This window comes from Streptosporangium pseudovulgare (assembly GCF_014648055.1).
Taxonomy (GTDB): domain Bacteria; phylum Actinomycetota; class Actinomycetes; order Streptosporangiales; family Streptosporangiaceae; genus Streptosporangium; species Streptosporangium pseudovulgare.
Map to the genome: position 1 here is coordinate 57766 of NZ_BMQJ01000024.1, position 23924 is coordinate 81689.

Genomic DNA, 23924 nt, shown 5'->3' on the forward strand with positions numbered 1-23924 from the left:
GCGGCACGGGGAACGCCGACGGAATGAGCGACACGAACGGCACAGGCGGCACGGGCGGCGCACACGAGGCGAACGCCGCGAATCACACGACCCGGGCGGGCACCGCGAGCGGCGTGAGCAGCGCGAGCGGCGCGGCCGGCGGCACGGCCGACGCGGGCGGCCTGGACGCCGCCCTCTTCGCCGCGTGGGCCGAGGAGATCGCCGCGGCGGTCCGGGCCGACCGGGACCGGCTGACCGCGCTGGACTCCGCGATCGGCGACGCCGACCACGGGGCCAACCTCGACCGGGGCTTCACCGCGGTCGCCGAGGCGCTGGCCGGCGGCCGGCCGGACACCCCGGGAGCGCTGCTGTCCCTGGTGGGCAACACGCTGATCCGCAAGGTCGGCGGGGCGTCCGGGCCGCTGTACGGCATGGCGTTCCGGGAGGCGGGCAAGGCGCTGGGCGACGCCCCCGAGGTCTCCCTCGCCGACCTCGACGCGGCCCTGGCCGCCGGGCTGGCCGGGATACGGAGGCTGGGATCCGCCGCAGAGGGCGACAAGACCATGGTGGACGCGCTGGCCCCGGCGCTCCGGGCGCTGACGCAGGCCGTACAGGAGGGGCTGGCCCCGGCGGAGGCGGTCGGCGCGGCGGCGGAGGCGGCGCTGGCCGGGGCGCAGGCCACGATCCCGATGCAGGCCCGCAAGGGCCGGGCCAGTTACCTCGGCCCGCGCAGCCTGGGGCACGAGGACCCCGGCGCCGCGTCCACCGCCCTCATCGTCCGGGCGCTGCACGCGGCGGTGTCCCGTACGGCGGGCGCCCCGGGTGAGCGGTCCGGGCCCGCCCCGGGAGAGACGTCCCGGCGGGCCCCGGAAGGACCGGCGTGATGGTGGGCATCGTCCTCGTCTCCCACAGCGGCCCGCTGGCCGACGAGCTCGTGCGGCTGGCCCGGCAGATCGGCGGCGCGGACGTGCCGCTGGCCGGGGCGGGCGGCACCGACGACGGCGGGCTCGGCACCAGTCCCGACCTGGTGTCCAGGGCGATCGAGGAGGTGGACCGGGGCGACGGGGTGGTCCTGATCCCGGACCTGGGCAGCTCGGTGCTGACCGCCCGGCTCATGGAGGGTCCCGGCGTGGTGATCGCGGACGTGCCGTTCGTGGAGGGCACGATCGCGGCGGTCGTCTCGGCGGGCTCCGGCGCCTCGCTGGAGGACGTGGTCGCCGCGGCCGAGGAGGCCAGGACCTTCCGCAAGCTCTGAGGGACGCCGGCGAGGCTTCTCACCATGAGGTCAGCCGAGGGCGCGGTCGAGGTTGACGGCGGCGCTGATCAGGGAGAGGTGGGTGAACGCCTGCGGGAAGTTGCCGAGCTGCTCGCCGGTCCGGCCGATCTCCTCGGCGTACAGGCCGAGGTGGTTGGCGTAGGTGAGCATCTTCTCGAAGGCGAGCCGGGCCTCGTCGAGCCGTCCGGCGCGGGTGAGCGCCTCGACGTACCAGAACGAGCAGATCGAGAACGTGCCCTCCTCGCCGCTCAGCCCGTCGGGGCTCTCCCCGGGGTCGTAGCGGTACACCAGCGAGTCGGCGACGAGGGTACGGCGGAGCGCGTCGAGGGTGGACAGGAACTTGGGGTCGGTGGGGGCGATGAACTTGGTCAGCGGCATCATCAGCACGGCGGCGTCGAGGACGTCGCCGTCGAAGTGCTGGACGAACGCGCCCAGCCGGTCCGACCAGCCGCGCCGCATGACCTGCCGGTAGATCTCGTCGCGGGAGCGCTGCCAGCGCTGCGTGTCGGCGGGCAGCCCGCGGCGGCGGGCCATCCGCATGGCCCGTTCGATCGCCACCCAGCACATCAGCCGCGAGTAGACGAAGTCGCGGCGTCCGCCGCGGGTCTCCCAGACGCCCTCGTCGGGCTGGTCCCAGTTGGCGCACACCCAGTCGACCAGCGTGCAGGTCTGTTCCCACTGGTCGCTGGAGATCGGCTGGTACAGCTTGTCGTAGAGGTAGACGGAGTCGATGAGGGCGCCGTAGATGTCGAGCTGGAGCTGTCCCGCGGCGGCGTTCCCGGCCCGCACGGGAGCGGAGCCGCGGTAGCCCGCGAGGTGGGACAGTTCGACCTCGGGCAGGTCGGTGCGGCCGTCGATGCCGTACATGATCTGCAGGGGGCCCGCCGAGCCGTCGCAGCCGCAGCTGACGTGCTCGGACAGGAAGCCCATGAACGCCGCGGCCTCCTCGTCGAAGCCCAGCCTGATCAGCGCGTACATGCAGAAGGCCGAGTCGCGGATCCAGACGTGGCGGTAGTCCCAGTTGCGTTCGCCGCCGACCCGCTCGGGCAGGCTGGTGGTCACCGCGGCGACGGTCCCGCCGGTCGGCGCGTAGGTGAGCAGTTTCAGCGTCAGCGCCGAGCGGTGCACCATCTCCCGCCAGCGGCCCCGGTAGCGTGACCGGGACACCCAGCGCCGCCAGTAGGCGACCGTGGCGGCGAACTCATCCTCGGCCTCGGTGAGAGGACACGCCCGCATCTCGACGCCGTCGCCGTACCGGTCGAGGGCGAACACCGCGCACTCGCCCTCGGTCAGCTTGAACACCGACAGCACGTCGCGGCCGTCGGTCTCCAGTGGCGCGCTGGAGGTCAGGGTGAGCGAGAGCGACGGCGAGGTGAAGACGGCCCGGCCCTCGCGCAGGTCCACGGTGTGGGTCTGGCGGCCGTAGTCGAACCGGGGGGCCACCCGCGCGCGGAACGGCAGCGTCCCGCGCACGCACCTCACCCGGCGGATCAGCCGGTGCCGGTCGATCTCGCATGTGTCTCCGGTGACCGGCATGAAGTCGTGGATCTCACCGACCCCGTCGGGGGCCATGAACCGGGTGATCAGCACGTTGGTGTCGGGGAAGTAGAACTGCCTGGTCCTCGCGGGCACGTCGGCGGTCAGCTCGAACGCCCCGCCCCGGTCGGCGTCCAGGATGGCGGCGAACACGCTCGGCGCGTCGAAGCGCGGGAAGCAGTACCAGTCGATCGTGCCGCGCGTGTCCACGAGCGCGGCGGTGCGCAGGTCGCCGATCAGCCCGTGGTCGGCGATGGGCGGATACCGACCGGCGTCCGGCGCGTCCGGCGCGTCCGGGCGGTCCGCGAACTCGGCTGCCGTCATCTGCGGCCTTCCGTCGTCGGGCCCTTATGACCTCACGGTAATGCCGCCGCCCGCGGCCCCGGCCCGGCCGGCGCCAAGGGACGGGCAGGTTTCGGGAAAGCGAGGGGGCGTGGTGGCCGGGGACGCCCTGTGCGGGGGTCCACGGCCACCGGCCGCGGGGCGACCCCTCTGACCTGCGGATGAACGGATTCCCCGACCCGGTGTGTCAAGGGCCGCCGGAATCGGGCGGTGGATGCCGTGAACCTTGACGGGGCGTCGGCGCTGTCTCTAGCCTGCCCAGGACTGGGAGCGTTCCCACCGGAACCGCCGCCGGACCCCGGCCATGATCGGCTAACCGGCGGGACCCGCGATCCTCTGGGAGGACGAGCATGGAGGCCCGCTTCGCCACGGAACGGGCCGGGACGGTTCCCCTGGCCTGGGGACAACGGGCCATCTGGGGCGCGATACGCGACGTCGGCCCGGGAAGCGACCATTACTACAACGTGCCCAGGATGGTGCGCCTTCCGCGCAGCTGGAGGATCAGCCCCGACGCGGCGGTGGCGGCGATCGGGCGGTTGCTGGCCCGGCACGACGCGCTGCGCAGCCGCCTGTGCCAGGAGGGGCAGGCCGATCCCCTGCAGACGGTGGAGGCCCGCGGCGCCATCGCCGTCGAGGTGACCGAGGCTCCCCCGGACGGCGCCGGCGCCGCGGCGGAGGCGCTCCGCGGACGACTGGCCGGCCGCCGGTTCTCCTACGCCGAGGATCCGCCGTTGCGCGCCGGCCTCGTGACCGGCGGCGGCGTCGTCAGCCACGTGGTCCTCGTCCTGTGCCATCTGGCCGCCGACGCCTTCGCCGCCGACGTCGTCGTCCGTGACCTGCGGCTCCTGCTCAGGGGCGGCGCGCCGCCCGCGCCGCATCAGTTGATGGACCTGGTCGCCGCCCAGGGCGGGCGCGCGGCGCGCGGAAGCGCCGCCGCGCTCGAATACTGGGCCGGCCACTATCGGGCGATCCCGCACACGATGTTCCCGGAGGCGCGGGGAGCCCCCGGGAGCCCGCGCTTCCAGCAGGCGGTGATCGTGTCCCGGGCGATCGGCCTGGCGGCCGGGACGCTCGCCCGGCGGCACGGCGTCAGCACCGCGACCGTCCTGCTCACCGCGGTGGCGGCGCTGGTCTCGGCCGTCTCGGGCCACCGGACGGTCGCGGTCACCCCGCTGGTGAACAACCGGTTCGTGCCGGAGAGCAGGACGCTCGTCACCTCACTGTGCCAGCTCGGCCTGTTCGTGCTCGACGTCGAGGCGACCGGGGCGGCGACGTTCGACGAGCTGCTCGCCCGGACCAGGCACCTCGCCCTCCAGGCCTACCGGCACGCCCGGTACGACCAGGCCGAGTGGTACCGCATGGTGGACGCGGTGAGCGGGGAACGCGGGCTCCCGGTCTTTCCCGGCTGCTGCTTCAACGACCAGCGGGCCGCCGACCCGCCGGGGCGGGACGCGCCCGTGGATCCCCGGCAGGTGGTCGCGGCCCGGGCGGAGACCCGCATCCGGCGGCCACCCGGCGTGGAGCGGCTCAACTGCGGGTTCTGCGTTCACCTGGTCGACGACGAGGGCGGTGTCCCGGGCGTCAGCCTGACCGCGGACACGGTCACCATGCCACCCGACCTGGTGGACCGGTTCCTGTACGCGGTCGAGGCGCTCGTCGTCGGCGCGGCGACGGCGGGCACGCCGCTGTCGGCGCTTCCGGCCCTGGTCGACGGCGCGCCCTGACCCCGGCCTCGCCAGACGGAACGCCTCGCCACGCGGAACGCCTCACCGCGCGGAACGCCTCACGGGCGGCGCCCGGCCCGGCGGTGGGCCAGGTCCAGGAAGAGCGCGGCGGACCAGCCGAACCCGGTGGTGGCCCCGCGGGCGCGGGCGCCGGTGAGCGGGTTCCAGTACTCGTACAGGCCGCCGCCGGCGTTCACCATGTCCAGGGTCCGGCCGGTCAGCTCCTCGGCCTCGGCGGCGAAGCCGGAGTGACGCAGACCCTCGATCAGCAGGTAGTTGACGTTGAGCCAGACCGGGCCGCGCCACATGGCGTCCGGGTCGAAGGCCGGGTCGTCGAAGGCGACCGTGGGCACCGGGCGCTCGCCCCAGAAGGCCGGCGACAGCAGGTCGGCCACCAGCCGTTCGGCGATCTCCCGGGGCAGGCGGCCGGTGAGCAGGGGCATCAGCTCCAGCGGGGTGCGGGTGGCGACCTCGGCCGCGGCGCCGGACGCGAACTTGGTCAGCGTGACGAACCGGCTGCCGTTCCAGCGGCGGGCGACCAGCAGTTCGACGTGCCGGGCGGCCTGCCGCCGCCACTCCCCGGCCTCCGCCGTACGGCCCAGCGCCTCGGCGATGTCGCCCAGCCGGTCGGCCTGCAGGGCCAGGTAGGAGTTGAGGTCCGGCGGTTCCGCCCGGGGGCCGTGGTCCCAGATGGGGCTGTCGTCCAGGCCGGAGGAGTAGGGGTGGAGGTACTCGGCGAGGCCGTCCCCGTCGGGGTCGGAGACGGTCAGCCACCACCGCTGGGAGCGGGCGATCGGCCGGTAGACCTCGTCGAGGAAGCCGAGGTCGGGGGCGGCCTCGTGGATCTTCCAGGCGGCCCAGGCGGTCAGCGGCGGCTTGGTCACCGGGACGACGCCGCCGATCGGCTCGCCCGGCGCGGCGGGGCCGCCGACGTGCTGGGCGAGCCGGTCGTGGTCGGAGCGGGGCAGGTCGGTGGTCTCGGCGAGCACGCCCCGGTCGTGGACCACGTCGGGGATGAGTCCGTCCGGGCGCTGGTGGTCGAGGAGGATGCGGAGCTGGTCGCGGGCCAGTTCCGGGTCGGCGTGGCGCAGGGCGACGGCGTGGAAGTAGGAGTCCCAGTTCCAGATGCCGACGTATCCCAGCTTGGAGGGGACCACGCCTTCGCGGCCCCCGGCGAACGCGACGGGCAGCAGGTTCACCCCGAGCGTCCACCACGCCTGCTCGGCCCGTTCCCGCAGCTCCGCGGGTACGGCCGGCATCCGCGCGAACCACTCCCGGCGGCGCTCCGCGGCCCGCGCCAGCAGCTCCCCGGCGTCGTACGGGCCCGCCCGGCCGACGAGCACGAGGGTTCCGTCGATCTCGCCCGCGCCGCCGTCCCAGACGGCCCGCGCTCCCGAGCCGGTCAGCACCAGCGTCCCGGGGTCGGCGAAGAGCAGGTCCACCCCGGCCCCGAAGGAGACCCGGTCGGGGAGGGCCCGCCGTACCGGCAGCTCGCGGTCGCCGGAGAACAGCCGCAGCCCGGTGAGCACGGTCGTCTCCGACAGCCGGGTCTCGTACTCGGCGCGGGCGACGCGGAGCGAGCCGTCGGACTCGGCCAGCACCAGCAACCGGGAGCCCCGCTCGGTGAAGGGGGTCGCTCTCAGGTCGAGCATCGTCAGCGTCCTCCCAGGCCGGACATGGCCATGCTGTTGAGAATGCGCCGCTGGCCGATCAGGAAGGCGATCATCATCGGGATGACCGAGATGGCCGAGGCGGCGAGGGTGAGGCCGTAGTCGGTGGCGCCGTGCTGCCCGGCGAACTGGCTGACCAGCAGCGGTACGGTGGCCAGCTCCGGCGAGTTCAGGAAGATCAGCGGGAAGAAGAAGCCGTTCCAGCTCGCCAGGAAGACGATGATGCCGAGCGCGCCCAGGCCGGGCCGGACGTTGGGCAGCACGATGCGCCAGAAGATCGTCCACCGGCCGGCTCCGTCGAGGCGGGCGGCCTCCTCCAGCTCGATGGGCACGGCCCGGATGAATTGCCGCAGCAGGAACACCGCGAACGGGTTGACGAAGCCCGGCACGATCAGCGCCAGGTGGGAGTCGACCCAGCCCAGCTCCGCCAGCATCAGGTAGAGCGGGACGACGGTCACCTGCTGCGGCACCATCTGGGTCGCCAGGAACAGGCCGAACAGCAGTCCGGAGCCGCGGAAGCGGATCCGGGCGAAGGCGTAGGCGGCCATCGCGGAGGTGAACAGGGTGAGCACCACGTTGAGGACCGCGATGTAGAAGCTGTTCCAGTAGGCCTGGGCGAAGGGCAGCGCGCCGAACGCGTCGGGGTAGTTCTGCGCCCGCCACGGGTTCGGCAGCCAGTCGAGCGGCGTGTTGAGCATCTGGTGCGCGCCCTTGAACGAGGTCAGCAGCATCCAGACGAACGGGAACAGCATCAGCAGTCCGCCGGCGGCGAGCGCGGCGTGCAGGCCGATCCGTCCCAGACGGCGGGCACCGGGACGGGAACCGGGAGAGGCAGGGATCACAGCCATCGACGGTCCCTCAGGAGTCGTAGTGGACGAGGCGCTTCTGCGCCGCGAACTGGACGAAGGTGACGAGCAGCGTCAGCGCGAGCAGGATCAGCGCGGCGGCGCTGCTCATCCCGAACTCGAACTTCTGGAAGCCCAGGTCGTAGACCTGGTAGACGATCGTGCGGGCCCCTTCGTTGTGGTCGGGGTTGACCAGCACGTAGATCTGGTCGAACGCCTGGAAGGAGCTGATCACCGCGACGACGGTGGAGAAGAAGATCGTCGGGGAGATCATCGGCAGCGTCACCGAGCGGAGGACGCGGACCGGGCCGGCGCCGTCGATGCGGGCGGCCTCGGTCAGCGACGGCGGGATGGTCTGCAGCCCGGCCAGGAAGATGACCACGTTGAGGCCGAGCGAGGACCAGATCGTCACGACCGCGATGGCCACGATGACCCAGCCCGGGTCGTCCAGCCAGTCGGGCGGCGTGACGCCGAACCACCTGTGGAGGGTGCTGTTGAGCACGCCGTAGTCGCCGCTGGCCAGGATGACCTGCCACATCACGGCCACCGCGACGGAGCTGGTCACCACGGGCAGGAAGTAGACGACCCGGTAGAAGGTCCTCCCCCGCACGTTGTTCAGCGCGAGGGCGACGAGCAGCGCGAGCGTCAGGCCGATCGGGACCGTCAGCAGGGCGAGCTTGACGGTGTTCCAGACGGCCGTGCCGAACTCGGGGTCGGTGAGCTGGGCGGCGAAGTTGTCGAAGCCGACCCAGGACTTCTCGCCGAGCCCGTCCCATTTCATGAACGCGAGCACGACGGCGAAGCCGAGGGGGAAGACCAGGAACGCCAGCAGGCCCAGCACCTGCGGCGCGAGGAAGAGCGCGGCCCACCAGCCGTCCCGGTTCCGCACGCGCTGCGCCGCGCGCGCGGGCCGGGTCCTGGGGGTGGGGCGCGCCGGGGTGACGACGCCCACGGCCGTTATCCGATCCTGCCGTCGACGAGGGCCTGCAGCTTGGTCATGCCCTCGTCGAAGCCGACCTTGCCGGTCCAGACCTTCATCAGCTCGTCGTTGATGTCCTTGGTCAGGCCGGGCACCGCGACCTCCTCGGGGTAGTTCGCGAAGCCGGTGTCCCGGACGTCGAGGAGGGTCTGGGCGTGCGCCGGGTAGCCACCCTCCAGCACGACCTGCTCGGCGCCCTTGATGGAGGGGACCGCGCCGCCGCTCTTGAGCCGCAGGAGCTGGCCTTCCTTGCTGACGAACTCGGTGAGGAAGGTGAACGCCTCGTCGGGGTTGCGGGAGTCCTTGTTCAGCGCGAGGTAGGAGGCCGCGACCGCGCCGGGCATCGGGGCGCCGGTCTCCGACGGGAACGGCACGATGTCGTAGTTCGCCTGGTCGCCGCCCTTCTTGATCACTTCGATCATCCACCGGCCGCCGGCGTAGAAGCCGGCCTTGCCGCGCAGGAACTGGGTGTTGGCTCCGTTGCTGGCGGGCAGCACGTCGGCCGACAGGAAGGTCTTGTCGGCGTATCCCTTGGCCAGGGCCGAAAGGGCCTCGCGGGACTTGGGGTCGGTGGTGGCGACGAACCTGCCGCCGTCCCAGACCTTGCCGCCGAAGCCGCCGATGACGCTGTAGGTGGAGCCGTACCAGTTCCAGAAGATCGAACCGGCCTTGCCCGCGGCCTTGAGCTTGGCGTTCATCTCCATGTACTTGGCCATGGTCCACTTGCCGGCGGCGTTCAGCTCGGCGGGGTCCTCGGTGATCCCGGCCTCCCGGAGCGCCTTCTTGCCGTACCAGAGCACCTCGGGGTTGGTGTCGTTCGGGACGCCGTAGATCTTGTCGTCCTTCTTGGCGCCACCGTAGACGCCCTCGAAGAAGTCCTCGGGCCTGCTCTTGCTGGCGGGGCCGGCGAGCCGTTCGTTGAGCGGGGCGAGCACCCCGGAGGCGACGAACTTGCCGATGTTGTCGTCGCCGACGAAGAAGACGTCGGGCGCGGTCTTCGAGGTGAGCTGGGTCAGGAGCTTGGGGTGGTAGTCCTCGTACTTGGGGACCGTCTCCATCTTCAGCACGATGTTCGGGTGGCGCTTCATGAAGTCGTCGTTGAAGGCCTTGTACAACGCGACGTCCTCGGCCGACCCCCAGGTCGACCAGCGGATGGTGACCTTCCCGGCGGTGGCCGGGCCTCCGGCGCCGCTGCCGCTGCCGCTGCACGCGGTCGCGACGGCGGCGGTCAGGGCCAGTGCCGCCGCGGCGAGGGTCTTCTTGGACGGAGGGAAAGACACGGGGTGCCTCCTGGGGGGGTTTCGCGGGGGGTGGGGGGTGGGTCAGGCGAGTCCGCCGCCGTCGACGACCAGGGCCGCGCCGGTGACGTAGCTGGCGGCGTCGCTCGCCAGGAAGAGGACGGCCTGGGCGATCTCGTCGGGGGATCCGGCGCGGCCCATCGGCCGGTCGGCGGCGTCGGCGGCGAAGGCCGCCCAGTCCTCCGAGAGCTGGCGGGCCTCGTCGCGGAGCATCGGGGTGTCGGTGTCGCCGGGGTTGACGGAGTTGACGCGGATTCCGGCTTTGGCATGGTCGATGGCCAGGGCCCGGGTCATGTTGACCACGGCGGCCTTGGAGGCGCAGTAGGAGATGGCGTTGCCGCCGCCCTTCAGGCCCCAGCCGGAGCCGGTGTTCACGATCGAGCCGCCGTCCTTCATGGCGGGGATCGCGTGCTTGCACATCAGGAAGACCGATCTGACGTTGACCGCCATGACGCGGTCCCACTCGTCGGCCGACAGGTCCAGCGCGGTGGTGCGGCGGATGATCCCGGCGTTGTTGAACAGCACGTGCAGCCCGCCGAAGGTCTCCACCGCGGTCCGTACGGCCCGCGCGCAGTCGGCCTCGGCGGCCACGTCCGCCTCGACGGCCACGGCCCTGCCGCCCTCGTTCCCGATCTCCTCGGCGACCGCCACGGCGCCGGCGGCGTCGATGTCGGCGACCACCACGGCCGCGCCCTGGCGGGCGAAGAGCAGCGCGGTGGCCCGGCCGATGCCGGAGGCGCCGCCGGTGACGATGGCGACCTTGTCAGTCAGGGCGGTCATGCTGTGAACTCCTCGGTAGCGGGTCGGATCCGGTACACCGCGCTCTCGCGGTGCCCGGTGATGACGGAGACGTGGCCCGCGACGAGGGCGTCCGCCTCCGGGTCTCCGGTGTCGGCCAGCAGCGGCCGGCCGCCGAGACCGGCGAGCTTCTGCTGGGTGGCCAGGACGAGCAGCCCCCCGGAAGCCATGATCTTTTTGAGTACGGCGGGGCCGATCTGCTGGTTGCCCCGGCCGAGCACGAAGCCCTGCCCGCCGATGACCGACAGGACCGCGCAGGTCTCGTGCCCCTCGACGAGGCCGAGCAGCCGCCGTTCGGTCACGTCCGCGGCGACCAGCTCGCCGTCCTGGACCACGTCCACGCCGAGCAGCGTGGTGTCCAGGCCGAGCAGCCGCCCCACGGCCATGGTGGTGGCGCCGGGGCCGAGGACGTAGCGGACGCCGGGCCGCATCCGGGCCGCGACCTCCCGGGCGATCGCCTCGGCCGACCCGGGGGCGGCGGCGGAGGAGCCGACCTTGCGGCCAGACAGCCGCGCCCGTGCGGCGGGTACCCGCAGGGTGCCGTAGAGCAGGGGGCTGACCCGGCCGCTCCGGTAGGCGTCCTCGTCGAGATCCACCACCTCGGCGGCGAGGGTGCTCCCCGTGCCTCCCGTGCTCGTTGGGCTGCCCGTGCTTCCGGCCCGTCCGGCGTCCCGGCCGAACTCGGCGGCCGTGGTCCCCGCCGCGGCGGGGCTGACCGCGAAGCAGCCGGAGTAGACCTTGACGCCAGCCGGGACGCCGAGCACCGGGCAGGACGGTGAGCCGTCGAGGACGTCCCTGGCGGTGCCGTCCCCTCCGGCGAACAGCAGCAGGTCGACGTCCCGCATCGCCTCGACGGCCGCCGTCGTGTCCCGGGGCGAGGAGGGGTCGCCGGGGGCGAGCCGTAGGAGTTCGGGGACGCCTCCGGCGGCGCGCACGCTGTCCTCGCCCATCGGGCCCGCGACGGTGACGATCCTGGTGTCCGGGCGGCGGGCCAGCAGCGCCCGTACGGCCAGCGCGGCCCGCTCGCCCGCCCGGGGGGACGCGCCCCGGGCGAGGGCCTCCAGCTGCACGCCGGCGCCGTCGCTGCCCTTGAGCCCGGCCGGGCCGCCGATCCCCGCGACCGGGTTGACGATCAGCCCGACCGTGAAGGCCGCGCCGCCCGGGGGGCCGGGGCGGGCGGCCCGCCCCGGGTCCCCGGTTCCCCCCGCGGCGCGGGAGGAACCGGGGTGCCCGGCGGCGGTGCGGGAGGGATCCGGCCGGTCGGTGGTCATGACAGGTGCTTGCGGGTGTAGGCGCGCCAGGTGGGCGACCACCGCTCGGGATCGTCCAGCGACGACGGGTCGATCCGGTGGACCGTCTGGTTGTACGGGGCTCCCTTGACGAGCCCGGGGTCGCGGCGGGCCTCGTCGGCGACGTGCTCCAGGATCGCGGCGTACTCGTCGAGGTCCTCCTTGGAGTACGACTCCGTCGGCTCCAGGGTGAAGGGCTCGGGGACCACGTAGGGGTGGTGGCTGGTCCAGTAGTGCACGCCGAAGTCGGCGGCGCGCACGCCGATCTCCTCCGAGTGGACGCCCGTCTCCTCCGACAGCTCCTGCCAGGAGTAGCGGACCTGCTCCAGGCGGTTCCGCCCCCAGGGCGCCGAGGCCCCCTTGATCTGCAGGATCCTGTGCATCAGGTAGTTGTTGTTGAGCACCGCGGTCTCGGCGACCTCGCGCAGGCCCGCGGCGCCCAGCGCCATGATCCAGGCGTAGGCGCGGACCACGTTCGGGGTGACGCCGAGGAACGGGCGCATCTTGCCGACGGAGAGCGGGCGGTCGGCGTCGAGGTGATACCGCGATCCGTCGAACTCCACGGTCGGTCCCGGCAGGAACGGGGCGAGCGCCTCGGACACGCCGCTCGCGCCGGCCGCCGGTCCACCGCACGCGTGCGGGGTGGAGAAGGTCTTGTGCAGGTTGAAGTGGCACAGGTCGAACCCGGCGTCCGCGGCGCGGGTGACGCCGAGCAGGCCGTTGGCGTTGGCCTGGTCGTAGCAGGCCAGGCCGCCCGCCTCGTGCACCAGCGCGACGAACTCGGCGATGCGCGGGTTGAAGATGCCGGTGTCCTCGGGGTTGGTGATCATCAGGGCCGCGGTGCGGGGCCCGACGGCGGCGCGCAGCGCCTCGATGTCGGGGCATCCGTTCTCGTCCGGCATCAGCGTGATGACCTCGTACCCGGCGGTCTTGGCGCAGGCGGCGTTGGACGGGTGCGAGAACATCGTGGTGATGACCTGGTCGCGCCGCTCCCCCTCGCCGCGGGAGGCGTGGTAGGCGCGGATCATCGCGACGTTGGCGTAGATCGCCGCCGACCCGGAGGCGGGCTGGAGCGAGACCCGGTGCATGCCGGAGATCTCGGCGAGCATCCGCTCCAGCCGCCAGTAGATCTCCAGTACGCCCTGCACGGTGTCGTCGGGCTGGAGCGGGTGCAGCTCGGCCACCTTGGGGTCGGTGACGAAGCGGTCGTTGACCTTCGGGCTGTACTTCATCGTGCAGGTGCCCTGGCCGACCGCGATGGCCTGGTCAACGCCCAGGTTCTCCTGCGACAGCCGGACGTAGTGCCGCAGCACGTGCAGCTGCGACATCTCCGGCAGCCTGGGCGGCTCGGCCCGCCGTACCGTGTCGGGCAGTTCCACCGCGGGCACGCCCGGGGCCGGTACGGCGATGCCCCGCCGTCCGGGGCGTGACTGCTCGAAGATGATCGGCTCGTCCCAGCGGGCCTGGTGGAACCGGCGCAGCCGCGGCTTGGGTGCGACCGGCAGCTCGGCGAACGGCTCGCCCGCGTGCCCGCTCACGCCGTCTCCCCCGCCGCCGGCGTACCGGCGCCCTCGATGGTTCCGCTCACGCCGATCCCCTCCCGCACGGCTGCCGCCAGCCGGTCGATGTCGTCCCTGGAGTGCCGCTCGGTCACGCAGACCAGCAGCGTGCGGTCGTCCAGCCGGACGCCGCCGAAGATGCCGTGCTCGCGCAGCGCGGCGAGGAGGCCGTCCGCGGAGGGCACCTCGATCGCGAACTCGCGGAAGTGCACCGCGTCGGGGTGCAGCACCCGGGCGCCGGCGGCGGCGAGCCGCTCCATCGCGTAGCGGGTGCGGGCCAGGATCGTCTCGCCGAGCTCGCGCATGCCCTCGGGGCCCATCAGCGCGAGGTAGACCCCGGCGGTGATGCCCCACAGGGCGGCCGCGGTGCCCACCCACTCCTTGCCCTCCTCGCGGTGGGCGAAGGAGGTCCGGTCGTAGAAGACGTCGCCGAAGCCGTACTCGCCGGGGACCTCGGTCGGCGCGAGGCCGAACAGCCGCGAGGGGAACTCCGCGACCAGGCGTTCCTCGTCGCGGGTGGCGATGTACCCGGCGTGGCCGCCGCCGTGGGCCTGGTGCATGCCGAGCGACTGGATGTCGCCGCAGGCGATGTCGGCGCCGTAGGCGGCGGGCGGGGCGAGCACGCCCAGCGAGATCGGGTCGGCGGAGACGACGAGCAGCGCGCCGGCGGCGTGCGCGAGCTCGGCGAGCTCGCGGCCCCGGGTCTCCACGACGCCGTAGACGTTCGGGGTCTCCAGGTAGATCGCGGCGAAGGTCTCGTCGATCCGCGCGTCGCCGATCTCGCCGCCCGGCCCGACCGGGGCGACGACCAGCTCGACGTCGTGGTCGAGGAAGTCGCGCAGCTTGCTCATCTTGTCGGCGGCGACGGCCCCGCTGACCAGCACCTTCGACCGGCCGGTGTAGCGGACGGCCATCCGGATCGCGGTTCCGGCCGCCTGGTAGCCGTCGTAGGTGGGGACGTTGACGACGTCCATCTCCAGCAGCTCGGCCATCATGCTGACGTACTCGAACAGGGCCTGGAACCGGCCGTGGTCCTCGTACGGCTCGCCCGCGTAGGCGGTGAGGAACTCGCCGCGCCCGTTGATCTCGTCGCAGACGGCCGGCACGTGGTGCGGGTAGCAGCCGTGGCCGAGGAAGCTGAGCGCCTCGGTGGTGTCGGTGTTGCGGCCCAGCAGCCCGCGCATGTGCGCGACCAGCTCGTGCTCGGAGGCCAGCGGCTCGGGCAGGTCCAGCGGCCGGTCCAGGCGCAGGTCCGCCGGGATGGCGGCGTAGAGCTCCTCGACGCTCGCGGCGCCGATGGCCGCCAGCATCTCGGCCCGCACGCCCGGTTCGGCGTTCGGGATGTAGGGGTGTGTCACCGTTCTCCTTCGGTCGGTCCGGCGCCGGTGCGGAGCACCACCGCGTCGCGGGCCGGGATCTCGATCCGGCCGCGCAGCTCACGGCCGGTCAGCAGGTCGGTCCCCGGCTCGGCGAGGTCCATCCGGGCGGGGGTCGTCGCGTGGTTGAGCAGGAAGAGGTAGGGGCCCCGGCGGGTGGCCTCCACGCCCTCGGGAACGTCGGCCACCGGCCGGACGCCCGCGGCGGCCAGGACCTCCGACAGCACCGGGGTGACGTCGTCGAGCAGGCAGCTCAGGTAGGTCGCCCGCCCGCGGCGGGTGATCGCCGGCTGCCCGTCGAGGTCGCCGCCCTCGTAGCGGGCGAGCACCTCGGCGTCCTCGACGCGCAGCCACTCGGCCCAGGTCCGCGCCGGTACGGCCGCCGCGTCGGCGCACGCCCCCGTGACCGTCCCGGTGACGGGCCGGACCCGCTGGACCTGTCCGTCGGGGAGCGGCCAGAACTCGTCGACCGTCAGGCCGAGCAGTTCGCGCAGCGGGCCGGGGGCGCCGCCGTCGTGCACCTGGTCGGCCGTGTCGACGACGCCGCTGAACGGTCCGACGACGAGGTGCCCGTCGAAGGCGGCCAGGTGCCGGGCCTGCTCCGGCGTGCACAGGTAGAGGTTGGGCGCGATGGCCACCCGGTAGCCGGACAGGTCTCGGCCCGCGGGGACGAGGTCGACCGCGACGCCGCGGGCGTGCAGCGGCCGGTACCAGGACAGCAGGAGGTCCTTGAGCCTGAGCCGGTCGGACGGCATCGACTCGGGGGCCTCCAGGCCCCACCAGCTGTCCCAGTCGAGGAGGAGCGCCACGTCGGCGCGTGTCCCGGTTCCGGCGATTTCGGCGAGGCGCCGCAGGTCGGCGCCGAGCCGGAGGGTGTCCCGCCAGCCGCGGGCGGCGGTGCCGCCGTGCGGGAGCAGCGCGGAGTGGAACTTCTCCGGGCCGTAGCGGGCCTGCCGCCACTGGAAGAACATCGCGCCGTCCGCGCCGTGGGCCAGGGCCTGCAGGCTGTGCAGGCGCATCATGCCCGGCGGCTTGGGCGCGTTGACCTCCCGCCAGCTCACCGCGCTCGCGGCCTGCTCCAGCAGGATCCACGGCCGCCGCTTCAGCGAGCGCATCAGGTCGTAGCTGAGCGCGACCGCCACGTGCGATTCGGGGTCGGCGGGGTCGGGGTAGGCGTCGTCGCTGACCACGTCCTCGGCGGCGGCCCACTTCCAGTAGTCCAGGCCGTGCAGGATGCTCATGAAGTTGGTGGTCACCGGCACGTCCGGGGTGACCTCGCGCAGTACGGCCCGCTCCAGCTCGAAGCACTCCAGCAGCGCGTCGGAGCAGAAGCGGCGCCAGTCGAGGACCTGGGTGGGGTTGACCGGCCCGGGGGCCTTGCGGGGCGGTTCGACCTGGTCGAACGCGGTGTAGTGCTGGCCCCAGCAGGAGGTGCCCCAGGCGGCGTTCAGCCCGTCGACCGTCCCGTAGCGGCTCTCCAGCCAGGTCCGGAAGTGCCGGGCCGACTCGGCGCAGAAGCATTCGAGGACGTGGTCGGCGTACTCGTTGCTGATATGCCACAGGGCCAGGGCGGGGTGCCGGCCGTACCGGGCGGCCATGGCGCGGACCAGGCGGACGGCGGCGTCGCGGAAGACCGGCGAGCTGGGGCAGTAGCTCTGCCGGGAGCCGAACTCCAGGCGCGTCCCGGCGGCGTCCACCGGCAGCACCTCGGGGTGGTCGCGGACCAGCCAGGGCGGCGGGGTCGCGGTGGCGGTGGCCAGGTCGGCGGCGACGCCGTGCTCGTGCAGCAGGTCGAGGACGCGGTCCAGCCAGCCGAAGTCGTACTCCCCGGGACGCGGTTCGAGCCGGGACCAGGAGAAGACGGCGACGGTCGCCATGTTGACGCCCGCCTCGGCCATCAGCCGGACGTCCTCCTCCCAGACGTGCTCCGGCCACTGCTCGGGGTTGTAGTCACCGCCGAACAGCAGACCGGAAACCCTGGTCAGCCCCACCCGAAACTCCAATCTGTGACATGTAATATTTTGTATGCAGAATTCATAGTGCAGTGTGCTGAATGCCGTCAAGCGGTAGGCTTCAGCCGAGATCAATCCAAGGAGTGCAATGGCGATCGAGCGGCGCCCCCTCCGCGATCAGATCCGCGAGGAGCTGATGCTCCGGCTCGAACGGGGCGACTTCGCCGCGGGGACCGACATCAACGAGGCCGTCCTGGCCGGAGAGCTCGGCGTCAGCCGGACCCCGCTGCGCGAGGCCCTGATCACCCTCGCCGGCGAGGGCGTGCTGGAGAGCAACCAGGGCAGGGGATTCCGGTTCGCCCCGGTCAGCCGCAAGGAGTTCAGGGAGCTGTGCGCGATCGTGGCGGCCCTGGAGGCGCTGGCCCTGGAGAGCTCCGACCCGGCCCACCTGCGCGAGATCGCCCCGGAGCTGCTCCGGCTCGCCCGGGAGTTCTCCGTCGACGTCGCCGCGCGCCAGGAGATCGAACGCCACGACGACGAGTGGCACGACCTGCTACTGAGCGGCTGCGGCAACGAACGGCTGCTCGATCTGATCACCAGCGTCAAGGCGGGCATGCGCCGCTACACCCATCTGATGTCCGGCGACGGCACCCCGACGGCGCGCGCCGCCGAGGAGCACCGCCGGATCGCCGAACGGCTGCTCGAAGACGACCTTCAGGGCGCGGTGAGCGCCCTGCGGGACAACTGGGTCAACGGCATGGAGCGGATGATCCCCCGCATCCCCTGACCGCCGCCCGGCCCGGCCCGCCCGCCGGGGGGCGAGTGGCGGGAGCGATCCTCATCATCCGGGTGGAGGGTTCCACGAGGGTCTGGTTCGTCACGGGCGCCTCGCGTGGGTTCGGCCTGGAGATCGCACGCGAGGCGCCGGCCGAGGGGGATGCGGTGGTCGCCAGCGCACGGAACGCCGAACAGGTCGAGGCCGAACTCGCGGGTACCGGCAGGCTCCGTTGACCGAGCGGGTCCGAACACGTCGCGGGACTCAGACCTCGCGGCCGGGTCCCGTTCCCCGCCTCGGCGCCCTCACGCGCCCGCGCCGGACCGATCAGGCGAGCAACCGGTCGGCCAACCCGTCGAGGTAGTCAGGGGTGAGCGGGCCCACGTCGAACAGGACGCGCATGTAGATCGGCGCCAGGAGATGGTCCAGCACCTCCAGCGCGTCGGGCGGGTCCTCACCGCGGTCGCGGGCGCGGTCGAGCATGGCCTGCAACTGCCTGGTGCGGTCGGCCAGGAGCTCGTCGCGCGCCTGAAGGCCCGGCTGACCCTCGCCCGACAGCGCGATGGTCAGCCGCACCACCGCCAGGCCGTCGGGTCCGGTGACCTCGCGGGCCACGATGGCGGCGTAGGCGCGCAGGTCGCCGGCCAGGCTCCCGGTGTCAGGCATCGGCGCCTGCGCGTTGAGCCGGGTCAGCAACACGTCGCTGAGCAGGGCTTCGAGGTTGCCCCACCGGCGGTAGAGGCTGGTGTCGGCCACGCCCGCGCGGGCCGCGACCTCGCCGACGGTGAAGTTTCCGTAGCCGCGCTCGCCGACCAGGTCGGTAACGGCCTGGTGCACCGCCGCGCGGACCCGGGCGCTGCGCCCGCCGGGCCGCCTGGCCCGCCCCTGCTCATCCATACCCCACATTAAAGCAGTCGAGACTTGCGTTAGAGTCTCCCCCAAACGCAGCCAATAACTGCTTTTAGGAGAGATGTGCGGAAAGCGTTGCTCACCCTGACCTGCGCGGGTCAGTTCATGGTGTTGCTCGACAACACGATCGTCGGCGCCGCCCTGCCCGACATGCAGCAGCGGCTCCACACCGGGCTGACCGGATCTGCAGTGGATCGTCGACGCCTACGTGCTGCTGGTGGCCATGCTGCTGCTGTCGGGCGGCGTCTTCGCCGACCGGTTCGGCCGCAGACGGGTGTTCCTGGCCGGGGTGGTGGTGTTCACGGCCGCGTCGGTGGTGTGTTCGCTCGCGCCCTCGATCGGCTGGCTGATCGCCGGGCGGGTACTGCAGGGCGCCGGGGCCGCGGCGCTGAGCCCCGCCTCACTGGCGCTGCTCACCGCCGCGTATCCCGCCCCGGGGGAGCGCGTCAGGGCGATCGGGTTGTGGGCCGGGTTCAGCGGCATCGGCCTGGCCGCCGGACCGCTGGCGGGCGGGATCCTGGTGGAGGCCTTCGGCTGGCCCGCCATCTTCCTGGTCAACGTGCCCATCGGGGCGGTGCTGCTGCTGGCCGGGCTGCGCGTGCTGGGGGAATCCCGCAACCCGAGCGCGCCGCCGATCGACGTCCCCGGCACGGTCCTGTCCGTCGCGGGCGTGGGCGCCGTGACCTACGGCCTGATCGAAGGCGGTTCCCGAGGGTGGACCTCGCCGGTGATCCTGGGCGGCTTCGCCGCCGGACTGGTGCTCCTGGCCGCGTTCGTCGTGGTCGAGAGCCGTGTGGCGACGCCGATGCTGCCGCTGCGGCTGTTCCGCCGGCGGCTGTTCACGGTGTCCAACACGGCGATGGTCGTGGTCGGGTTCGCGCTGATGGGGTCGTCGTTCTTCTTCTCCCAGTTCTTCGTCTACGTCCAGGGCACTTCGGTCCTGGTCGCCGGGCTGCGGACCCTGCCCACCTCGCTGGCCATGGTGATCGTCAGCCCGTACGCGGGCCGGTTCGCGGCCAGGTACGGCTTCCGCGTCGTCGTCAGCATCGGCCTGGCGCTGGCCGGGCTGGGGCTGCTGGCGCTGGGCTCCGTCCACGCCGATACCGGCTACGGGAACGTGTGGTGGCGGCTGGCGGTCGTCGGCATCGGGTTCGCTCTCACCATGTCGCCGCTGACCGGGGCCGCCATCCAGGCGGTCAGCCCGCAGGAGGGCGGCCTCGCCTCGGGCGTCAGCAGCACCACCCGGCAGATCGGCGCGGTGCTCGGCGTGGCGTTGCTCGGGGCGATCGTCCACACGCGGGAGTCCGGTGGCGCCTCCTTCGAATCCGGCCTCGACAGCGCCTTCCTCGCGGCAGGTGCCGTGACGCTGGCCTGCGCCGTGTTCACCGGCCTGATGCTGACCGCGACCCGGACGCCGAGGAGCGTCCGGGCCGAACGGCCAGGAGGCCATGCGGTCAGTGAGCCGCCGCTGACGGTTCCTCCCGGTCGGCCCGCGTCCTGAGCCGCTCGGCGTAGGACCGCCGGGTCATCCGCAGCCCTCGGCGCGGGCCGGCGCGGCCTCGGCGGAGGACGCCCGTCCGCGCCGGCGTACGCGGCTACTTGTGGCGGAAGTAGACGAACAGCCGGCCGTGGTTCTTGGAGTCCTTGTCGATGCGGTGGTAGAGGGCCTTGATCTCCTTCTGCTCCAGGAAGCGCAGCACCTTCTTCTTGAGCTGGCCGGAGCCCTTCCCGGGGATGATCTCGACCTCGGTGGCCCTCTTCCTGATCGCCTCGTCGATGACGCCGCGCAGCGCCTTGTCGATCTCGCCACCGCGGTTGAAGATCGGGTGCAGGTCGAGCTTGAGCTTCACGGTGTTCCCTCCGCCGGGCGGTCCTCGTCGCCGGGCACGCCGGCCCCCTCAGGCTACGGCCCCGCCTCCGGTTTCGGGGAGGCCGCCCTGCCGTCGGCGATCACGTGATCAGATTTGCCCAAGCAGGGTGTTTATTGTGGCAATTTCCGTCTCTAGCCAAGCAAATGGCCGCTGACTAGTCTCCCAGTCAGGTCGGCCGCCCTCACGGACGGTCGATCGCTCGTCACCCACGGGGAGGGCCGAGACCTCCTCAGCCATGCCCGCGGCCGGGCACGGCCGGGTGACCCGGGACCTCCACGCGGGGTGACGCGCCCATGTGTCCCCCACAGGGAGGTCTCCTTGCCCAGTACCCCCCAGCCGCCCGGGATCAGGCGGGTGGCGGTGCTCGCCGCCGCCCTCGGGCTCGTCGCGGCGATGACGCCGCCGGCGAGCGCGGATCCCGCCCCCACTCCGGCCCCGAAGAAGTGGACGGCGACCCCGCTGACCGGCGGCGAGCCGGTCCAGGGGGCCAAGTCGGCGACCGGCAGGCTCGCCCGGAGCGACACGGCGCTGCTGAAGTCGACGTCGAGCGCCCCCGTCAACGTGATGGTCAAGCTCGACTACGACTCGTACGCCGCCTACCAGGGCGACCTCGAAGGGCTTCCCGCCACGAGTCCCGCGAAGACCGGCAGGGCGCTCGACGTCAGGGGCGCGACCGCCAAGAAGTACGAGAAGCACATCGAGCGGGTGGAGAACGCCTTCCTCGCCGAGCTGGCCAGGAAGGTTCCGGGCGCCCGGGCCGGGCAGAAGCTGCGCACCGTCTACGGCGGCATCGCGCTGCGGATCCCCGCCGACAAGGCGGCCGAGGTGCTGAAGCTGCCCGGGGTCGCGGCGGTCCAGCACGACAAGCCCGAGAAGCCGCTGACCGACTCCAGCTCCGACTTCATCGGGGCGCCGGCGATCTACAGCAAGCTGGGCGGCAGCTCCTCCTCCGGCAAGGGCGTCGTCGTCGGCGTCCTCGACTCCGGCGTCTGGCCGGAGCACCCCCAGTTCGCCGACCCCGGCAACCTGCCCGCCGCGCCTCCCACCCGGGACGGCTCCCCGCGCGTCTGCGACTTCGGCGACAACCCGCTGACCCCGGCCGCCGACCCGTTCACCTGCAACGACAAGCTCATCGGCGGCGCGCCGTTCCTGGAGACCTACAACGCGGTGTTCGGCGGCGAGGTCTACCCTGACAGCGCGCGCGACTCCAACGGCCACGGCACCCACACCGCGACCACCTCGGCCGGCGGCCCGGTGGCCGACGCCGCCCCCCTGGGCATCAGCCGCGGACCGATCCACGGCATCGCCCCGGCGGCGCACGTGTCGATCTACAAGGTGTGCGGGGTGGAGGGCTGCTTCCCCTCCGACTCCGCGCAGGCCGTGGGCCGGGCGATCCTGGACGGCGTCCGGGTGATCAACTTCTCGATCTCCGGCGGCGGCTCCCCCTACACCGACCCGGTGGAGCTGGCCTTCCTCGACGCCTACGCCGCGGGCGTGTTCGTGTCGGCCTCGGCGGGCAACTCCGGCCCCGGCGCGGGGACCACCGACCACCGCGGCCCGTGGGTGACCACGGTGGCGGCCTCCACGCAGTCCAGGACGTTCCAGTCCACCGTCACGCTGACCGGCACGGGCGGCGCGACGGCCACGCTCAAGGGCGCCTCCATCACCGCCGGGGTGACCTCCCCGCTGCGGGTCGTGCTCGCCTCGGCTCCGCCGTACTCCAACCCGCTGTGTACGGCCCCCGCCCCTCCGGGCCTGTTCACCGGCAAGATCGTCGCCTGTGAGCGCGGCCCCGGCCGGGTACTGAAGGGCTTCAACGTACGCCAGGGCGGCGCGGCGGGAATGATCCTCTACAACACCACGCCGCTCGACGTGATGACCGACAACCACTGGCTGCCCACGGTCCACATCGACAAGCCGGAGACCGACGCCCTGCTGGCCTTCCTGTCGGCCGACCCAGGCGCGACCGCGTCGTTCCCGCAGGGGGCCAAGACCACCTGGCAGGGCGACGCCATGGCCACGTTCTCCTCCCGCGGGCCGGGCGGGGACTTCCTCAAGCCGGACGTCACCGCGCCCGGCCTGCACATCCTGGCGGGCCAGACGCCGACGCTGGAAGGCCCGGCCGGCGGCCCGCAGGGCCAGCTGTACCAGGCGATCGCGGGCACCTCGATGGCGTCGCCGCACGTCGCGGGCGCCGCGGCCCTGGTGTTCGCGCTGCACCCCGGCTGGACCCCGGGCCAGGTCAAGTCCGCGCTGGAGACCACGGCCAGGACGTCGGTCACCAAGCAGGACCGCGTCACCCCCGCCGACCCGTTCGACCTCGGCGGCGGCCGCATCGACCTGACCAAGGCCGGCGACCCCGGGCTGACCCTGGACGAGACCGCGGAGAACTTCGCCGCCTCGGCCACCGACGAGCGGAACCGCATCAACCTCAACCTGCCGTCGGTGAACGCCCCGACCATGCCGGGGCTCATCACCGTCAAGCGGACGGTCACCAACGTCACCGACAGGACGCTCACCTACACCGCGACCGGCAGGACCGTCAGCGGGGCGAAGATCGCGGTGCTGCCGCCGCTGTTCAGCGTCAAGCCGGGCAAGAGCGCGAAGATCTCCGTGGTGGTCACCGCGCCCGACCTGCCCGACGGCCAGTACTTCGGCCAGGTGGACCTCAAGCAGGTCGGCGGGAACCGCGACCTGCACCTGCCGGTGGCGTTCTTCCGCAAGGAGGGCGCCGTCCCGGTCGACCAGACCTGCACGCCGGACACCATCGCCCGGAACACCGGCGAGTCCACCTGCACGGTGAGCGTGCGCAACGACACGTTCAACGACACCGAGGTGACGGCGGTCAGCACGCTGGACGCCAGGCTGCGCCTCAACGGCGTCACGGGGGCCACGAAGATCGGCTCCCAGATCGCCACGGCGAAGGCGACCCTGGCGGGCAGGCAGCCGGACAGGCCCGTCGTCACGCCCGGCACCGGGCCCGCGCCGTACCTGCCGCTGGACGCCTTCGGCATCGCGCCGACGCCGATCGGCGACGAGCAGGCGCTCAACTTCACCGTCCCGGCGTTCACGTACGCGGGGCGGACCTACACCCGGATCGGCGTCGTCTCCGACGGCTACACGGTCGCGGGAGGCACCTCGGGCTCCGGCGACATCGAGCCCGTCCCGCAGACCCTGCCCGACCCGGCGGCTCCCAACAACGTGCTCGCCCCCTACTGGACCGACCTGGACGGCACCGGCGCGCCCGGCGTCTACGTCGCGACCCTCACCGACGGCGTCGACGACTGGCTCGTCGTCGAGTGGCGGGTCAACCTCTACGGCACCACCGACGCCAAGGTGTTCCAGCAGTGGATCGGGCTCAACGGCACCGAGGACATCACTTACACCTACGACCCGGAGCGGCTGCCCGGTGACACCCCGGCGGGCTACGGCCTGACCGTGGGCGCCGAGAACACCGAGGGCACGGCCGGAACGCAGATCAGCGGCCCGCCGACCCAGGACCTCCGGGTGAACAGCACGCCCGGCGCCCCGGGCGGCACCCTCACCTACACGATGAAGGTCAAGGGGGTCGCGACGGGGGTCGGCACGGTGACCACCGGCACCTCGACGCCCGAGGTGGAGGGCCTCACCATCGAGGTCGACAGGATAACCGTCCGGTAGCGGCACGCGACGGCGGTCCGTGGGGCCCGGCACCCGGTGCCGGGCCCCACCGGCGTCCGGCGGGCGTCCCCGCCGACGCCCGCCGG

At 72.8% G+C, this 23924-nt stretch carries 19 protein-coding genes; 7 read left to right on the forward strand and 12 right to left on the reverse strand.

The window, feature by feature from the left end:
• Nucleotides 1–23 precede the first annotated feature (23 nt).
• Nucleotides 24–863 carry a dihydroxyacetone kinase subunit DhaL gene (gene dhaL, locus IEZ10_RS33500; RefSeq protein WP_189250531.1) on the forward strand — a complete coding sequence of 280 codons (840 nt, stop codon included), beginning with the start codon at nucleotides 24–26 and terminating at the stop codon, nucleotides 861–863.
• The gene (gene dhaM / locus IEZ10_RS33505; RefSeq protein WP_189250532.1) at nucleotides 863–1234 is read left to right on the forward strand and encodes a dihydroxyacetone kinase phosphoryl donor subunit DhaM; all 372 of its coding nucleotides are present in this window, start codon (nucleotides 863–865) and stop codon (nucleotides 1232–1234) included. Before dhaL ends, dhaM begins: the two co-directional genes overlap by 1 nt.
• Before the next feature lie 30 nt (nucleotides 1235–1264).
• Here dhaM and IEZ10_RS33510 read toward each other — a convergent pair whose 3' ends face one another.
• On the reverse strand, nucleotides 1265–3115 hold the full coding sequence (locus IEZ10_RS33510) for a glycoside hydrolase family 15 protein (protein ID WP_189250533.1): 1851 nt from the start codon (nucleotides 3113–3115) through the stop codon (nucleotides 1265–1267).
• Nucleotides 3116–3483: 368 nt separating this feature from the next.
• Between IEZ10_RS33510 and IEZ10_RS33515 the strand changes: the two genes are divergently transcribed.
• The gene (locus tag IEZ10_RS33515; RefSeq protein WP_189250534.1) at nucleotides 3484–4857 is read left to right on the forward strand and encodes a condensation domain-containing protein; all 1374 of its coding nucleotides are present in this window, start codon (nucleotides 3484–3486) and stop codon (nucleotides 4855–4857) included.
• A gap of 59 nt (nucleotides 4858–4916) precedes the next feature.
• On the opposite strand, the gene IEZ10_RS33520 is transcribed toward IEZ10_RS33515, so the two are convergent.
• Genes IEZ10_RS33520 through IEZ10_RS33560 form a run of 9 tightly spaced genes read right to left on the reverse strand, consistent with a single transcriptional unit; the run spans nucleotide 4917 to nucleotide 16662 of the window.
• Nucleotides 4917–6509, reverse strand: a complete 1593-nt coding sequence (locus IEZ10_RS33520; RefSeq protein ID WP_189250535.1) for an amylo-alpha-1,6-glucosidase — start codon at nucleotides 6507–6509, stop codon at nucleotides 4917–4919.
• Nucleotides 6510–6511: 2 nt separating this feature from the next.
• Nucleotides 6512–7375: a carbohydrate ABC transporter permease gene (locus IEZ10_RS33525; RefSeq protein ID WP_189250536.1), complete on the reverse strand. Its 864-nt coding sequence runs from the start codon at nucleotides 7373–7375 to the stop codon at nucleotides 6512–6514.
• Between the two features lie 10 nt (nucleotides 7376–7385).
• Nucleotides 7386–8324: a carbohydrate ABC transporter permease gene (locus IEZ10_RS33530; protein ID WP_189250537.1), complete on the reverse strand. Its 939-nt coding sequence runs from the start codon at nucleotides 8322–8324 to the stop codon at nucleotides 7386–7388.
• A 5-nt stretch (nucleotides 8325–8329) separates the two neighbouring features.
• The gene (locus IEZ10_RS33535) at nucleotides 8330–9631 is read right to left on the reverse strand and encodes an ABC transporter substrate-binding protein (protein WP_189250538.1); all 1302 of its coding nucleotides are present in this window, start codon (nucleotides 9629–9631) and stop codon (nucleotides 8330–8332) included.
• Between the two features lie 42 nt (nucleotides 9632–9673).
• Nucleotides 9674–10429 carry an SDR family NAD(P)-dependent oxidoreductase gene (locus IEZ10_RS33540; RefSeq protein ID WP_189250539.1) on the reverse strand — a complete coding sequence of 252 codons (756 nt, stop codon included), beginning with the start codon at nucleotides 10427–10429 and terminating at the stop codon, nucleotides 9674–9676.
• Nucleotides 10426–11718, reverse strand: a complete 1293-nt coding sequence (locus tag IEZ10_RS33545; protein WP_229811901.1) for an ATP-NAD kinase family protein — start codon at nucleotides 11716–11718, stop codon at nucleotides 10426–10428. Before IEZ10_RS33545 ends, IEZ10_RS33540 begins: the two co-directional genes overlap by 4 nt.
• Complete coding sequence (gene gcvPB, locus IEZ10_RS33550; protein WP_189250540.1) at nucleotides 11715–13274, reverse strand: aminomethyl-transferring glycine dehydrogenase subunit GcvPB; 1560 nt, start codon at nucleotides 13272–13274, stop codon at nucleotides 11715–11717. The genes IEZ10_RS33545 and gcvPB overlap by 4 nt, the downstream gene beginning before the upstream one ends.
• Nucleotides 13271–14653, reverse strand: coding sequence for an aminomethyl-transferring glycine dehydrogenase subunit GcvPA (gene gcvPA, locus IEZ10_RS33555; protein WP_189250541.1), 1383 nt, complete (start codon nucleotides 14651–14653; stop codon nucleotides 13271–13273). Before gcvPA ends, gcvPB begins: the two co-directional genes overlap by 4 nt.
• Nucleotides 14650–16662, reverse strand: coding sequence for a beta-galactosidase (locus tag IEZ10_RS33560; RefSeq protein ID WP_189250542.1), 2013 nt, complete (start codon nucleotides 16660–16662; stop codon nucleotides 14650–14652). The genes gcvPA and IEZ10_RS33560 overlap by 4 nt, the downstream gene beginning before the upstream one ends.
• 109 nt (nucleotides 16663–16771) lie before the next feature.
• On the opposite strand from IEZ10_RS33560, the gene IEZ10_RS33565 reads away from it, so the two are divergent.
• Nucleotides 16772–17410 (forward strand): GntR family transcriptional regulator, encoded by a 639-nt coding sequence (locus IEZ10_RS33565; RefSeq protein WP_189250543.1) that lies wholly within the window; start codon nucleotides 16772–16774, stop codon nucleotides 17408–17410.
• Nucleotides 17411–17472: 62 nt separating this feature from the next.
• On the forward strand, nucleotides 17473–17634 hold the full coding sequence (locus tag IEZ10_RS33570) for an SDR family NAD(P)-dependent oxidoreductase (RefSeq protein ID WP_189250544.1): 162 nt from the start codon (nucleotides 17473–17475) through the stop codon (nucleotides 17632–17634).
• A gap of 91 nt (nucleotides 17635–17725) precedes the next feature.
• Here the strand turns inward: IEZ10_RS33570 and IEZ10_RS33575 are convergent, their stop codons facing one another.
• Entirely contained in the window at nucleotides 17726–18295 is a 570-nt protein-coding gene (locus IEZ10_RS33575; RefSeq protein ID WP_189250545.1) for a TetR/AcrR family transcriptional regulator, read from the reverse strand.
• Nucleotides 18296–18500: 205 nt separating this feature from the next.
• Between IEZ10_RS33575 and IEZ10_RS33580 the strand changes: the two genes are divergently transcribed.
• Nucleotides 18501–19808 (forward strand): DHA2 family efflux MFS transporter permease subunit, encoded by a 1308-nt coding sequence (locus IEZ10_RS33580; RefSeq protein WP_268246402.1) that lies wholly within the window; start codon nucleotides 18501–18503, stop codon nucleotides 19806–19808.
• Nucleotides 19809–19902: 94 nt separating this feature from the next.
• On the opposite strand, the gene IEZ10_RS33585 is transcribed toward IEZ10_RS33580, so the two are convergent.
• Entirely contained in the window at nucleotides 19903–20157 is a 255-nt protein-coding gene (locus IEZ10_RS33585) for a Smr/MutS family protein (RefSeq protein ID WP_189250546.1), read from the reverse strand.
• Nucleotides 20158–20496: 339 nt separating this feature from the next.
• On the opposite strand from IEZ10_RS33585, the gene IEZ10_RS40350 reads away from it, so the two are divergent.
• Nucleotides 20497–23838 (forward strand): S8 family serine peptidase, encoded by a 3342-nt coding sequence (locus tag IEZ10_RS40350; protein WP_308426330.1) that lies wholly within the window; start codon nucleotides 20497–20499, stop codon nucleotides 23836–23838.
• The last annotated feature ends 86 nt before the right edge of the window (nucleotides 23839–23924 follow it).